Here is a 14,306-nt window from a genome sequence, read left to right as displayed (position 1 = left end):
TACGCGCTGACCTTCAGCCAGGGTACGGAAACCGTTGCCTTGAATGGCGCTGAAGTGTACGAACACATCCGGGCCATTTTCTTGCTGGATGAAGCCGAAGCCTTTGGTTTCGTTGAAGAATTTAACGGTACCGGTGATCATGTTAGACATATCTATTAAACCTGTATTCAAAAATTACTCGTGCCTTGAAAGGCGGATAAAGCTTCGAAAAGAGGAAATGACTTATGGGCACTAGAAGGGGATGTAATACATCGTATTCAGTAACATAAATATTGCCTTTTTCAAGCTCGACTGATTATACGTAGCTTTGTTCATTACGCAAACATATTTGTGCCCTGCCAACGGCAGGGCACAAGGCCTAACAGGTGGCGGCTTCCAGCGCCTTGACCAGCGCTTTGAGGAAGCGGGCCGCCTCACCGCCGGTACAGGCTCGGTGGTCAAAGGTCATCGACAGTGGCAGCGCCCTGACCGGTCTGGCCTCCCCTTGCACGAACACCACCTTATCGAACAGTGTCCCCGCCCCGATGATGGCCACCTGAGGCGGTGTCACTATCGGGCTGGCGTAGCGACCAGCGATGGCGCCGAAGTTGGTGAGGGTGATGGTCGCCCCCTGGAGCATCTCCCGCGGCACAGCCCGCGCCTTGACGTCAGCTATCATGCGATCCAGCCCCTGGCGAATGTCGGCAGGCTCGCGTTCGGCCACATTCTCCATCACCGGCACATAGAGTCCATGGCGTGAGTCTACTGCGATGGCCACATTGACCTCGGTAAACAGTCGTCGCGACAAGGTCTCACCATCGAACCAGGCGTTCATCGATGGCTCGGCCCGGCAAGCGACGCCGATCGCCTTGACAAGACGCACTGTCACATCTTCATCGACCCGCCAGGCGCGCAGATCGACCTCATCGGTGATGCTGACCGGCACCACTGTGCGATGCGAGTGCTCCATTGCCTTGGCCATGGCCCGGCGAGCCCCCTTGAGAAACTCGTTGCCGCTCTCCTGCTGTGCCTCGAATGCCTGCTGTACATCCAGCTCCAACACCAGACCACCGGCGCCACTGCCCTTAAGACCATTGATGTCGATCCCCAGCTGCTGGGCGAGTTGACGTACCACCGGCATGGCCTGCACCAAGCGGCCACCCGGCGCCAGTACCCCCGCCACGAAGTGATCCTCTATATGCTGCTGACTGCTGCTCATCTTGCCCACGACAGTGCCGTCATCTTCCCCTCCCTCAAACTCCACCAAGGGGGCACCTATATGCAAGATGTCTCCTTCCTTACCACAGAGCCGAGCGATGATGCCATTGACTGGCGAAGGTACATCCACCAGCGCCTTGGCCGTCTCGACCGAGAGCAGTACCTGATCGACCTTGACCTCATCGCCCGCAGCGACTTTCCACTCCACGATCTCCGCCTCGGCCAGCCCTTCGCCCAAGTCCGGCAACTTGAAATATTTCATGACCAGTTCTCCATCCGCAGGGACATCACCAAACGTTGAGACATCTCATGGCTCTTTTGGGCTCGGCGGCCAGAGCACCACAATGTGAAATAGTTCATAGCCACTTGTTCTCCATCAGTTGGTGCGCCATCAGGGCGATATCCTGTTCGGTGATGAGGTAGTGCTCCTCATTGCGGTAATAAGGCACTGCGGCATCGACGCCGGTGAGTCGCTTGGGAGGCGCCTTGAGGCTGGTAAAGGCCTCTTCCGTCACCCTGGCCACTATCTCGGCACCCACCCCGAAGCTGCCGCACGCCTCATGGACCACCAGCAGGCGGCCGGTCTTGCGTATCGAGGCAAGTATGCTCGCCATGTCGAGGGGCTTGATGGTGGCGAGATCCAGCACTTCGCACTGGATGCCCTCATCACTCAGCGCCTGGCTGGCACGCATCACCTCCAAAATACAGGCTCCCCAGGCCACAATCGTCAGATCATGACCGGTGCGCAAGGTGAAACAGACATCCAGCGGCAACCCGATCCCGTCATCCACCACATCGGATTTCATGGCGCGATAGATACGATCCGGCTCGAAAAACATCACGGGATCCGGGCTGCGAATGGCCGAGAGCAGCAAACCATAGGCCCGCTTGGGACTGGATGGGATCACCACCCGCAAGCCGGGAATATGGGCAAACAGCGCCTCCACGCTCTCGCTGTGATGCTCCGGGGAGTGGATACCTGCGCCATAAGGAGAGCGATAGACGATGGGGCAACTGAGCCGGCCCCGGGTGCGGTTTCGCATCCGCGCCGCCTGACAGATGATCTGCTCCATGCCGGGGAAGATGAAGCCCTGAAACTGGAACTCGGCCACCGGCTTGAGTCCCTGGGTCGCCATGCCGACCGCCACCCCGGCGATCAGTCCTTCCGCCAGCGGGGTATCGATCACCCGCTTGAAGCCAAACTTGTCACGCAGACCAACGGTGGCGCGAAACACCCCGCCGTTGACCCCCACATCCTCCCCCAGCACCACCACATCCGGGTCTCGCGCCATCTCATGATGCAGGGCCAGATTGATGGCCTCGAGCAGTGTCATGTCACTCATAGTGTCGCCCTCCCTGCCCGGCCATGGCCTTGTCGATGATGCGCTGACGCTGACCAAGGTAATCCTGGGGCAGCTCGGCAAACTGGTAATCGATGAGGGACTCCGGCGGTTGCGCCGTCAGTGACTCATAAGCGGCAACAGCGAGATCCACTGCCTTCGCGGCTTCGGCCAGCAGAGCCTGCTCCTGAGCTTCGTCCCACCAGCCTCGCTCTGCCATGAACTGGCGCAATCGCTTGACCGGCTCCTTGGCCCAGGCAGCCTCAACCTCGGCGGCATCGCGGTAGCGGGTCGCATCATCGGCGGTGGTATGGTCGCCGAGCCGGTAGCTGATGGCCTCGATCAGGGTGGGTCCCTTGCCGGCGCGGGCCCGTTCCACCGCGCTCAAGGTGGCATCGTAGACGGCGAGTACATCATTGCCATCAACCTGAATGCTGGGCACCCCGGCACCAAGGCCCTTCTGGGCCAGGGTCGGCGCGGAAGATTGCAGTTTGCGTGGCACTGAAATCGCCCACTGGTTGTTGTTGATCACCATCACCATGGGCAGGTGCCAGACACCGGCACAGTTGAGCCCTTCCAGAAAATCGCCCTTGGAAGTACCGCCGTCCCCTATGGTGACCACGGCGACCCTGGGCTGGTTACGCAGCTTGAATGCCGCCGCCACGCCGCAGGCATGGGTCACTTGCGTGGCGATGGGCACGCAGATGGGCAAGTCCTCAGATGGCGTGCCATCTGGCTTGTTGAAGACGCTGCCCCGCTCATCCCCCCCCCAATACTGGAGATTCTTCTCCATGGGTACGCCGCGCACGAACAGGGTGGGCATGTCGCGGTAGTAAGGCACATAGACATCCTGGGCCTGCATGGCTAGGCCAACGCCGATCCCGACCGCCTCGGCCCCCAGATGAGAGGGAAAGGTCCCCAACTTGCCAGTGCGTTGCAGGGCGATTGCTTTCTTGTCATAGCTGCGCACCATCACCATGTTGCGATAGAAAGTGTGCAGCAGCTCCTTGTCCAGCCAGGTCGGTAGTGTGGCGACCGGGCGCCCCTCCTCATCGAGGTAACGAAGGAAAGGGATGTCGACATGGGTCATAACTGGCTCCTTGCCGTGGTTGCGTCACCACCTGCGGCGACCCTTAAAATGTAAACAAGATGTTAACCAAAGCGCAATGTGGCAAAAGCAAATAACCCCAGCGATATCCTCTTTATTTAGCTCAATAAGCAGCCAATTGGTCTGGCGCGCAGGCAACAAAAAAGGAGCCAATCTCGGCTCCTTTTTCCATCATATGACCGCTAGGCCCGTCCCTGTCTAGGGGACTCACCTTTACGGGATCAGGCATCCCACAGCCGGGTTGGCACCACCAGCAGCATGGTTCGCTGGCCAATGGCCACATTGGCATTGGGAAATACCACGGCTTCCCGCTCTTTCTCCACCACATGGCGCAGCGCCCCATCTTCCGCCAAGACAAACCCTTGGGGAAATTCGGTGAAATTGTCGACATCGCTGGCAAACAGGAAGCGAAAATCGGCACTGCGCTTGTTGATCACCCGATCGATGGCAAAGATGTTGAAATCCTCTGGCCGCCAGGGCTCCAGCGTCACGCTCGCCTCGCACACCAGCTCCTGCAGTGCTTGCCTGGCCTCGATGAAGCGGGTCATGTCATTTTCGCCAAAGGGACGCACCTTGCCGAGCTCCACCGTAAAGCCGTAAGCATCATGGTGGCGGACGCTGTAATAGCTGAAGGTGGTGGTTGGTCCGTTGGAGAGCAGTATGGTGCGCACCCCGCAGGCGCCGAGGAAGCGGATCTGCTCCTGGCTGTAGGGGCGATCATGGGGGAAAGGATAAACGGCAAACTTCTCGTGACGGGAGCCGCGAATGGCGGTATGCAGATCATAATGCAGGCGCTCGGCCCCGGGATGCGAGTAGAAGCGGGACACATATTGCTCGAGACGCATGGCGCGGATCCGCTCTCTGTTGCACAGCCCCACCCCCTTGCTGTGGGCGCCGCTAAACAGCCGGTTCATGTTCTCTTCCAATTCGCGCACCCCCAGATTCATGGCCGCCGGATTGCCAAACAGGAACAACACCCGGTGACGGGCACTCAGCTCACCACTGAGCAACTTGCCGAGCAGCTGATTGCAGATCTCGATGGGGGCCGTCTCGTTACCATGTATACCGCAGGAGAGCACTATCTCCTTGAGCGGCTCGGCGCGCAATTGGCTGGCCGGTTCGATGCAGAGCACCCCGGTATCCCACACCTGTGCCTGCGCCCCATCGGCCAGGGAAAAGGAGAAGGGATCGAGCTGCCATTCGTGACGGCGGGTCAGCGCCAGGAAATCATGTTGAGGGATCATCCGTTTCACCATCTTGTCAGTGTCGATGGCGCCGATTATACGGGAGCGCTTTGGCTTAAAAACAATTTTTTAAACAAATTCAACCATTAGCATAACAATGCAAGAGGGGCAGGAAAGGATGCAGAGACAAGGGATAAAGGAGTAATTCTGAGCAGAAACGGCAAGAAGGGGGATGATGCTAGCAGAGTGCGGAGGATATGGCAGAGAGGCTCTTGTTGGCACTATTGGCCGGCGGAAGAAAAACGAGGCATCCGTGCCCGGTCAATCAACCACGCCAGAACGGCTTGGTGGTCTCCTGATAGCGATCGGATTCGTTCAGGCCGATATCTTTGAGCAGGTAAGCAGGCAACTCGGAGAGTTGACGACGACTGCGGCTACGTTCCAACCAGGTCAGGAAAGTTTGTTTGGCACGAGCAACCAGATTCAGTTCGCTGGACTGCTGATAACCGGCTTGGGTATAAGTCATGTTGGCCATGATGCGGCTCCTCTTAATTAGTTGCCGCAAGCTTAGGCATTGTATCTCTATGTCTCAATTGACGAATTTTGATACAACGCATTAGTAAAAGTAATATAAGAAAGCCAACAAATAAAAACACTAAACTATTGATTAAAAAGTAAAAATAAAAAAACAAACGTCTTCTTCAGCACCCACAGCAGATTGTGCTTTTAAATGCCGGGTTAACTATTCACTTTATATTTGAGCTTATGCAATACCTGTCATGGCGCAGAGTTTACCTATTTCCGTGAACCCGACCAAATGATCGAAACATGATAACCAGGTGTTTCTAAAAATAACAATTGAACAATTTCATTACATGACCCGCGCCCACAAGATCTCCACTCCATTTATCAGCCTGGGCCAATACTGCGCCGGGACAAACACCCAATATGGTCCCTCCGCTTCCCCGTGTGACTCACCTCACGATTCCCATGCAGCGACGGCCAAACTAGGAAATTTTCTTAAGCCCACTAGGGATGGCTCTCACGCCATTTGTGCCGCGCCTCATTACAGTCAGGCTACCTGATGTAGTGACCCAACCGCCGCAGTCGCGCAGGTTAGGGCATGGGTTCAATCGACAGGAGAGCGAGGCGCACACTCCAACCTCTTTCTGTTCTCCTTTCCGTGGCGTGACCTCTGACACCAACCAAAAAGTGAGGGGCGCGGCGGAAATACCGTCTATCTCGCAGAGGATGAACGAAGATGTTGAAATTTCTCCAACAGGTCCGGGTGCCGACCCTGGATCTGCCGGTCGCAGCCCGGCGCAAGCTCTGGTTCAAGCCGTTTATGCAATCCTATCTGGTTGTATTCATTGGCTATCTGACCATGTATCTGATCCGCAAGAACTTCAACATTGCGCAAAACGACATGATCCAGGAGTACGGTCTCTCCATGACCGAGCTCGGCATGATCGGCCTTGGCTTCTCCATCACCTACGGGGTGGGCAAGACGCTGGTCTCCTACTATGCCGATGGCAAGAACACCAAGCAGTTCCTGCCGCTGATGCTGATCCTCTCAGCTCTGTGCATGCTCGGCTTCAGTGCCAGCATGGGCGGCACGGGTTTCAGCCTCTACTTCATGATCTTCTTCTATGCCCTGAGCGGCTTTTTCCAGAGCTGTGGTGGCTCCTGCAGCTACTCCACCATCACCAAATGGACCCCCCGCAACAAGCGTGGCACCTATCTCGGCATGTGGAACCTCTCCCACAACGTGGGCGGGGCCGGTGCGGCCGGGGTGGCGCTGTTCGGTGCCAACTACCTGTTTGATGGCAACGTGCTCGGCATGTTCATCTTCCCGTCCATGATAGCCCTGGTGGTCGGCTTTATCGGCCTGCGTTTTGGCAGCGATTCACCGGAAGCCTATGGTCTGGGCAAGGTGGAGGAGCTGTTTGACGAAGTCGCCAGCGAGGAGGACATCGCCACCGAGGAGCAGAAGCTGACCAAGGGTCAGATCTTCGTCAAGTACGTGCTGATGAACAAGGTGATCTGGCTGCTCTGCTTTGCCAACATCTTCCTCTACGTGGTGCGCATCGGCATCGATCAGTGGTCCACCGTCTACGCTCACCAGGAGCTGGGCTTCTCCAAGGAGATAGCCATTCAGGGCTTTACCTTCTTCGAAGTGGGCGCCCTGGTCGGCACCCTGATGTGGGGCTACCTCTCCGATCTGGCGAACGGTCGTCGCGGTCTGGTGGCTTGCGTGGCACTGGCACTGATCATCGCCACCCTGGGTCTCTACCAGCACGCCACCACCCAGTTCATGTTCCTGGGCTCCCTGTTCACCCTGGGCTTCCTGGTGTTTGGTCCGCAACTGCTGATCGGCGTCGCCGCCGTGGGCTTCGTGCCGAAACAAGGCATCAGCGTGGCCGATGGCGTCAAGGGCACCTTCGCCTACCTCATCGGTGACAGCTTCGCCAAGCTGGGTCTGGGCATGATAGCCGATGGCACTCCCATCTTCGGCCTGACCGGCTGGGACGGCACCTTCGCGGCGCTGGACATGGCCGCCGCCGCCTGCCTGGTGCTGATGGCCTGCGTGGCCGTGGCCGAAGAGCGCAAGATCCGCCGCATCAAGCGCGAGTTGAAAGCTGCCGAGCTGGCGACCCAGTCAGCCTAAGCAACTATCAGCAGGTGCAACCGGGCTGGCGATGCCGTCAGCCCGAGCAAGCATGAGCGGCTAGCCACTGAACGCTTGGTCACCGGGCGCCGCTAGTGTTTAATGCCTCCCTGAGCAGATGTATCTGCTCATCGCCGTGACCCCGCGCACAGCCAAGGCGTCCCTTTCTGGGACGCCTTGGCTGTTATCCTTGCCGGACACCATTGCTAGAGATATGCCACATACAGACCCCACCAGGAGGCGGGCCCCATGCTCAAGATTGCCCTCATCGACGATCACCAGATAGTCCGCTCCGGTTTTGCGCAGCTCCTCAACCTGGAGCCAGATCTTCAGGTGGTGGCCGAGTTTGGTTCGGCCCGTGATGCCTTGCTAGGGCTGCCCGGCTGCGGAGCCCAACTCTGTGTCTGCGACATTTCGATGCCGGATCAATCCGGGCTCGAGTTGCTCAAGCTGCTGCCCTCAGGCCTCGCCGTGGTGATGCTGTCGGTCCATGACAGTCCGGCGCTGATCGAGCAGGCACTGCAGGCTGGCGCCAAAGGTTTTCTCTCCAAACGCTGCAGCCCCGACGAGCTGATCGCCGCGGTACGCACCGCGGCCCACGGCGGCTGCTACCTCACCCCGGATATCGCCCACAAACTCGCCAGCAACAGCCAGGACCCTCTCACCAATCGGGAGCGGGAAGTGGCGCAGCTGCTGGCGCGGGGGCTGGAAGTGAAAGCCATCGCCGAACAACTCGGCCTCTCCCCCAAGACGATCCACGTGCACCGCGCCAACCTGATGGACAAACTGAAAGTCAGCAACAACGTGGAGCTGGCCCACCGCATGCTGGACAGCTGGTGATCTCCCGGTTTGCCAGCTATGTCGCCATCGCGCTGGCGGCCAGCTTCATCTTTGCCGCCGGCTGGTTTTGCCTGTGGAGCATCAGCCTGCATCTGGCAGGCACCCCCATGCTGGCGGTGTTGCTGTTTCCATTCGGCCTGCGCCTGGGTCTGTTGCTGCAAAGCCCCCTTGCCTACTGGCCGCCCTTGCTGCTGTGTGAATCCCTGCTGCTCTATTGGCTCAATCAGGAGATAGGCCTGCCGCAATGGCCGCTCATTCAGGCAGGCAGCCTGCTTACCCTGCTGCCGCTGCTCATCGCCCGCCGCCAGCAGGTACGCAACGACTGGCAGCAACTGCTGGTATTGCTCGCCACCGTCACGACGGCGGCGCTGCTGCAATCCCTGCTCTGGCATCTGGCCGGGGAAGATGGCCTCACCGCCCTGCTGCTCACCCTGACCGGCGGCCTGACCCTCACCTCCACCTGCATGCTGATCTGGCACTACCTCACCCGCGCGACCTGGGTGCCGCTGGGGCCCGCATTGGTGGATCAGCCGGTGGACTGGCGCTTTCGCCATCTGGTCTGGTATCTGCTGCTGTTCGCGCTGAGCCTCTGGCTGCAGCTCGGCCTGCCGGATTCCCTGGTGCGCTTCACGCCGTTTTGCCTCGCCATCCCTATCATGGCCATGGCCTGGCGTTACGGCTGGCAGGGGGCTCTGCTTGCTACCCTGATGAACACGGTGGCACTGATGGCGAGTCAGGCCTGGCACGAGCATCCACTGGATCTACTGCTCTCCCTGCTGGCCCAGAGCCTGACCGGCCTGCTGCTGGGGGCCGGCATCCAGCGTCAACGTGAGCTCAACCAGGCGCTGACCCGCCAGCTTGCCCACAACCGTCAACTCACAGAGCGGCTGCTGGAAACCGAGGAGAGCATTCGCAAGGAGGTGGCCCGCGAGCTGCACGACGACATAGGCCAGACCATTACCGCCATTCGCACTCAGGCAGGCATAACGCAGCGGCTCGCACCGGACAATGCCGGGGTCGGCCAGAGCAGTGCCCTCATCGATACGCTCTCCCTGGGTATTTACGATGCGGTGCGCGGCCTGCTTGGCAGGCTGCGACCCCGCCAGCTCGATGACATGAGTCTGGAGCAGGCGGTGCGGGGGTTGCTGCGTGAGCTTGAATTGGAACGCCACGGCATCGTCACCCGCCTCGAGTGGCAACTGGCGGATGAGGAGCTCTCCGACGCCCAGCGGGTCACCCTGTTTCGGGTTTGCCAGGAGGGGCTCAACAACGTGGTCAAACATGCCAATGCCAGCTCGGTCCGAATTCGGGCCCATAGACAAGAAGATCGCTTGCACTTGCAACTGGAAGACGACGGCTGCGGCCTTCCCGAACAGGCGCCCCAGGGTTATGGCCTGCTCGGCATTCGCGAGCGGGTGCAGGCGCTGGGTGGCAGCCTGCAGCTCTCCTGCATCCACGGCACCCAGCTGACCCTCAACCTGCCCTGGCGCAAGCGGGAAGATCGCCATGCATAACCAACCCCTTGCGAGCCGAATCTTATGTTGAACTTTATGAAAAGCGCGCCGCCCCAGCCGCTCATCCGTGATCAGGCAGAAATAGACGCCTGTTATCGCCATTGGCGCCTGCACCTGCTGCTGACCATGTATCTGGGTTACGCCGTCTTCTATTTCACCCGCAAGAGCTTCAACTTCGCCATGCCGGACATGCTGGCAGAAGGGATGTTGAGCAAAGCCGACATCGGCATGCTGTGGACCCTGTTCTACCTCACCTACGGCTGCTCCAAGTTCTTCTCCGGCATCATCAGCGACCGGGCCAATCCCCGCTACTTCATGGGGCTGGGGCTGATGGCCACCGGGGTCATCAATATACTGTTCGGCCTGTCATCCTCCCTCTGGCTGTTTGCGGCGCTCTGGGTTGCCAACGCCTTCTTTCAGGGCTGGGGCTGGCCCCCCTGCTCCAAGCTGCTCACCAGCTGGTATTCCCGCAGCGAGCGGGGGGTCTGGTGGTCGGCCTGGAACACGGCTCACAACGTCGGCGGGGCGTTGATCCCGCTCATCGTCAGCACCATAGCCCTGCAGCACGGCTGGCGCTACGGCATGATAGTGCCAGGGGTGATCGCCATCCTGGCCGGTTTTTTTCTGTGCTGGCGACTGCGGGACACCCCCAGTGCCATGGGGCTGCCCACGGTCGGGGAGTGGCGCCAGGATGCGCTGGAAATCGCCCAGCAGACCCAGGATGCGGGGCTCTCCCATCGCCAGATCTTGCGCAAATACGTGCTCGGCAACCCCTACATCTGGCTGCTGGCCTGCTGCTACGTACTGGTCTATGTGGTGCGCACCGCCATCAATGACTGGGGCAATCTCTACATGACGGAGCAGCGCGGCTTCGATCTGATGAGCGCCAACTCCGTCATCTCCATGTTCGAGGTGGGGGGCTTTATCGGTGCCCTGGTGGCGGGCTGGGGATCGGACAAGCTGTTCAACGGCAACCGGGGGCCGATGAACCTCATCTTCGCGGTGGGCATACTGCTGGCGGTGGGGTCGCTGTGGCTGATGCCCTTCTTCAGCTATGTGATGCAGGCAGCCTGCTTCTTCACCATCGGCTTCTTCGTGTTCGGCCCCCAGATGCTGATCGGCATGGCGGCGGCGGAGTGCTCCCATAAAAACTCGGCGGGAGCGGCCACCGGCTTCGTCGGTCTGTTCGCCTACATGGGGGCGGCGCTGTCGGGCTATCCGTTGGCCAAAATCATGGAGATCTGGCACTGGAACGGCTTCTTCGTGGTGATCTCAGTGGCGGCCGGAGTCTCGGCTCTGTTGCTGCTGCCGTTCCTGAAAGCCCAGGCTCCTCGCCAACAGGGCACTGCTCCCCTGCTCGGTAACAGTTGACACAAGATAACTGTTTATTTATACAGCAATCTTATGATGAGCACCTGGCTGCTCGCCCCCTACGTGACCGAGAGTTGAACCATGGAGACCTTTACCCCCAAAGCCGCCTTGCGCCAGCAGATGAGTGAACTGGAAACCTTGTTGGCCGAACTGGCAGAACAGCTCAAGCAGCTGCCCCTGCTGGAGGCACAGGTCTACCCCTTGCCTCCTGTGCTGCAAGGGCAGGAGCATGATCCCATCAGCCAGATAACGGTGGGACAGCTTTGCGGTGAGGCCGCCCGCGAGGCGGCTATTGCCGCTTATCAATACCATGGCGCCCGCCCTGGCTGCTCGACCAAGTCCACTCAACGCCTGCCTGGCTGGCTGCGTTTTCCCGCCAGTTGCGCAGCGCAGATCAGCACCCTGGTGGAGGAGATCAATCATTGCAAGCAAGGCTTCAAGGCTCAGGTGCAACAAGCGGGGGGGCGGGATGAGAAGTTCGAGCTGGTCCACAACGCCCTGCCCGGGGTCATCACCTTGCAGATATATCGCCAGCTCAGCCTGTTACGCGGGGAGCTGCACTCCCTCGGTTTCACCTGGGCGGACAAGCAGACCATCCGCCGCCTGAGCCGGGAGCAGGTGATCGCCATGCTCGAACGCAGCCGTCACTATGTGCCCATGCTGTCGAACCCGTCGCAGTGGCAGCAGATGGTGGATCAGGAGGTGTACGACATCCGTCGCCTGCCTGCCGACGCACAGCTGCGGATCCGCCGCCCGGTCAAGACTCACCCCATGGTCAACCTGCTGTGGCGCGATCGCGAACCGAGCAAGCAACAGATAAAGGCGAGCCTGCCACTGCTGCTCTGCACCGACAGCGCCCCCCTCATCAAGCCCCTCGGTCACTACTCCCCCCAAGCTGCGCCAGCCCAGGCGGGATCGCAAAGGGGGCGAACGCCTCCTCATCGACAGGATGCATCTCTATGTATATGAGCCTCTTGGCTAAGGTTGTTCCGTCCTTAGGGCTCGAGTCGCAAGCCGGAACCAGGCGGCCCAGCAACCCGCTGACCAGATGAAAAGGGAGAGGAGCGGCGACTCGGGCCGCTTGGCATTCTGCCAGGCAGCAAACAACAGGCGGCATAAAAACGCCCCTTCTCTTTGGGAGAAGGGGCGTGATCGGCAGGAAAGGAGGCGAGTATCAACCCATCAACAGGGCACGCAGACTCTCCACGTCCAGCCCTCTTACCTCGGACTGGCCGCTGAGCAGACCATCGGCCAGGGCGCGTTTTTCGTCGTGCAGGGCCACTATCTTCTCCTCCACCGTCTGTTCGCACACCAGGCGATAGACGGTCACCGGCTGGGTCTGACCCATGCGGTGGGCCCGATCGCTGGCTTGATCCTCCACCGCCGGGTTCCACCAGGGATCCAGGTGCAGGACGGTATCGGCCTGGGTCAGGTTGAGACCCGTCCCTCCCGCCTTCAGGCTGATCAAAAACAGCGGTACCGGCTCGTTGCGAAATCTCAGGATGGACTCCTGACGCGACTTGGCGGAGCAACCACCATCCAGGTAGCAGTAATCCCAGCCTCGCTTGCCAATGCGCTCGCGCAGCAGGCTAAGCAAGTCGACGAACTGGCTGAACACCAGCACCCGATGACCGTTGTCTATGGCCTCGCCAAGCAGGGCCATGGCCTCGTCCAGCTTGCTGTTGCTATAGGCCCACTCCGGCATGATGAGGGAAGGGGAACAGCACAGACGCCGCAACCGGGTCAGCCCGCTCAGCACGTGCATCAGGGCGCGGCCATCGGCACTTTGCACCTGCTGCACCACCTCGCGCCTGGTCGCCTCATAGAGCTGACGCTCCTCGGCCGACAGGCTGATATGATGCACTATCTCCGTCTTGTCCGGCAACTCGGTCAACACGTGCTGCTTGAGGCGACGCAGGATGAAGGGGCTGATCACGGCTCGCAGCAGCGCCATATGCTCCGGATCCTTCACCGCCTTGCCGAAGCGACGCTTGAACTCGCCCAGGCTGCCAAGCAGCCCCGGGTTGATAAAGGTAAACAGGCTCCACAGCTCCCCCAGATGATTTTCGATCGGCGTGCCCGACAGGGCCAGACGAAAATCGCCATCGAGCTGGAACAGCAACTTGGCACGCTGGGTACCGGCGTTCTTGATTTGCTGGGCTTCATCCAGCACCATGCTTGACCAGCGACGCCCTTTGAGCGCCGCGGCCAGTCCACCCAGCATGCCGTAGTTGACCAGCACCAGCTGACCCGGCCTGGCCTCGGCGATCTGCGCCTCTCTGTCCATGCCCGGCTCGAAGGTCACCACCTCCAGTTCGGGGGCGAAGCGAGCCACCTCCTCCTGCCAGTTGGTGACCACTGACTTGGGTACCACCACCAGGGCGGGGCCCAGGTGCTGGCGCATACGCAGCACGATGAGAGCCTGCAGCGTCTTGCCCAGCCCCATGTCATCGGCGAGGCAGGCGCCAAAGCCGTGATGGGCCAGCGTCGCGAGCCAGCGCACCCCATCCTTCTGATAATCCCGCAACGGAGTGAGCAGCTCAGGGGGACAATCCACCCCCTGCTGCCACTCCGCCTGCAACTCCTGCCAGGCGCTGTCCCCTTGAGTGCTGATCACCGAGAGCAGGCGGGTCAGCGGATAGGCGAGCCGGGTGTTGACCCTCTGCTCTTCGTCGAGCATGGCCCCCAGCATGGTGAGCCGCTCCACCAGCTTGTCGCTCAGCACCAGACTGGTCTGCTCGTCGAGCTGGACGGTACGCTGGCCCGGGGTCAACTGGCGCAAAATGAGTCTCAGATCCAGGATTTCGTGTTCATCCAGACTGAGGCTGCCCTCAACCTGGAACCAATCCTGGCGCCGCTCGATACGCAGGCTCAGGGCCGCTTCATCCAGACTCTTGAGGCGGGCGCTGTCCTGATGCCAGTGGATGCGTATCTGCTGCTCCACCAGCTCGGGCAGGGCATTGACCAGGGAGAGTGCCTGCTCCCCCTGCAACAACCATTCGGTACCGGGCAAGTCGATGGGCAGCTGGTTACGCAGGCTCTGGGCCTCCCGCTTCTCCTCAGCCAAGTCCCGCAGCCAGTAGA

At 60.1% G+C, this 14,306-nt stretch carries 11 protein-coding genes and 1 pseudogene; 5 read left to right on the top strand and 7 right to left on the bottom strand.

Features of this window, described 5'->3' with window-relative positions; all coding sequences use genetic code 11:
- From G113_RS13655 to G113_RS13630, 6 genes are all read right to left on the bottom strand, one after another.
- Nucleotides 1-150: cold-shock protein (locus G113_RS13655; protein ID WP_040319232.1), on the bottom strand; the 150-nt coding region annotated here is incomplete at its 3' end.
- Between the two features lie 208 nt (nt 151-358).
- A complete protein-coding gene (locus G113_RS13650; RefSeq protein WP_005904432.1) occupies nt 359-1,459 on the bottom strand; it encodes a dihydrolipoamide acetyltransferase family protein in 1,101 nt (366 codons plus the stop codon).
- A 94-nt stretch (nt 1,460-1,553) separates the two neighbouring features.
- A complete protein-coding gene (locus G113_RS13645) occupies nt 1,554-2,540 on the bottom strand; it encodes an alpha-ketoacid dehydrogenase subunit beta (RefSeq protein WP_005904430.1) in 987 nt (328 codons plus the stop codon).
- Entirely contained in the window at nt 2,533-3,627 is a 1,095-nt protein-coding gene (gene pdhA / locus G113_RS13640) for a pyruvate dehydrogenase (acetyl-transferring) E1 component subunit alpha (protein WP_005904428.1), read from the bottom strand. Before pdhA ends, G113_RS13645 begins: the two co-directional genes overlap by 8 nt.
- A gap of 239 nt (nt 3,628-3,866) precedes the next feature.
- Nucleotides 3,867-4,889, bottom strand: coding sequence for a succinylglutamate desuccinylase (gene astE, locus G113_RS13635; RefSeq protein ID WP_005904425.1), 1,023 nt, complete (start codon nt 4,887-4,889; stop codon nt 3,867-3,869).
- A gap of 265 nt (nt 4,890-5,154) precedes the next feature.
- The gene (locus G113_RS13630; protein ID WP_005904423.1) at nt 5,155-5,364 is read right to left on the bottom strand and encodes a DUF1127 domain-containing protein; all 210 of its coding nucleotides are present in this window, start codon (nt 5,362-5,364) and stop codon (nt 5,155-5,157) included.
- 726 nt (nt 5,365-6,090) lie between these two features.
- Between G113_RS13630 and uhpT the strand changes: the two genes are divergently transcribed.
- The 5 genes and pseudogenes from uhpT (at nt 6,091) to G113_RS13605 (ending at nt 12,204) form a co-directional block, all read left to right on the top strand.
- A complete protein-coding gene (gene uhpT, locus G113_RS13625; RefSeq protein ID WP_005904421.1) occupies nt 6,091-7,497 on the top strand; it encodes a hexose-6-phosphate:phosphate antiporter in 1,407 nt (468 codons plus the stop codon).
- Nucleotides 7,498-7,746: 249 nt separating this feature from the next.
- Nucleotides 7,747-8,337 (top strand): transcriptional regulator UhpA, encoded by a 591-nt coding sequence (uhpA, locus tag G113_RS13620; protein ID WP_005904419.1) that lies wholly within the window; start codon nt 7,747-7,749, stop codon nt 8,335-8,337.
- On the top strand, nt 8,334-9,851 hold the full coding sequence (gene uhpB, locus G113_RS13615; protein ID WP_005904417.1) for a signal transduction histidine-protein kinase/phosphatase UhpB: 1,518 nt from the start codon (nt 8,334-8,336) through the stop codon (nt 9,849-9,851). Before uhpA ends, uhpB begins: the two co-directional genes overlap by 4 nt.
- A gap of 24 nt (nt 9,852-9,875) precedes the next feature.
- The gene (gene uhpC, locus G113_RS13610; RefSeq protein ID WP_040319231.1) at nt 9,876-11,222 is read left to right on the top strand and encodes an MFS transporter; all 1,347 of its coding nucleotides are present in this window, start codon (nt 9,876-9,878) and stop codon (nt 11,220-11,222) included.
- Nucleotides 11,223-11,303: 81 nt separating this feature from the next.
- Nucleotides 11,304-12,204, top strand: a pseudogene (locus G113_RS13605) (DNA replication terminus site-binding protein).
- 192 nt (nt 12,205-12,396) lie between these two features.
- Here the strand turns inward: G113_RS13605 and G113_RS13600 are convergent.
- On the bottom strand, nt 12,397-14,306 hold a 1,910-nt coding region (locus G113_RS13600; RefSeq protein ID WP_005904411.1), incomplete at its 5' end, for a DEAD/DEAH box helicase.

Origin of the sequence: Aeromonas molluscorum 848 (assembly GCF_000388115.1) — a bacterium.
In the GTDB taxonomy this organism is placed as follows: domain Bacteria; phylum Pseudomonadota; class Gammaproteobacteria; order Enterobacterales; family Aeromonadaceae; genus Aeromonas; species Aeromonas molluscorum.
The sequence above is the reverse complement of the archived record's forward strand: the minus strand, read 5'-3'. Positions and strand labels throughout refer to the sequence as shown.

What these genes read in the sequence shown, in the direction of transcription:
- G113_RS13650 (WP_005904432.1), bottom strand. Translation starts at nt 1,459, where the DNA reads ATGAAATATTTCAAGTTGCCGGACTTGGGCGAAGGGCTGGCCGAGGCG.
- pdhA (WP_005904428.1), bottom strand. Translation starts at nt 3,627, where the DNA reads ATGACCCATGTCGACATCCCTTTCCTTCGTTACCTCGATGAGGAGGGG.
- uhpT (WP_005904421.1), top strand. Translation starts at nt 6,091, where the DNA reads ATGTTGAAATTTCTCCAACAGGTCCGGGTGCCGACCCTGGATCTGCCG.
- uhpA (WP_005904419.1), top strand. Translation starts at nt 7,747, where the DNA reads ATGCTCAAGATTGCCCTCATCGACGATCACCAGATAGTCCGCTCCGGT.
- uhpC (WP_040319231.1), top strand. Translation starts at nt 9,876, where the DNA reads ATGTTGAACTTTATGAAAAGCGCGCCGCCCCAGCCGCTCATCCGTGAT.
- G113_RS13630 (WP_005904423.1), bottom strand. Translation starts at nt 5,364, where the DNA reads ATGGCCAACATGACTTATACCCAAGCCGGTTATCAGCAGTCCAGCGAA.
- astE (WP_005904425.1), bottom strand. Translation starts at nt 4,889, where the DNA reads ATGATCCCTCAACATGATTTCCTGGCGCTGACCCGCCGTCACGAATGG.
- G113_RS13645 (WP_005904430.1), bottom strand. Translation starts at nt 2,540, where the DNA reads ATGAGTGACATGACACTGCTCGAGGCCATCAATCTGGCCCTGCATCAT.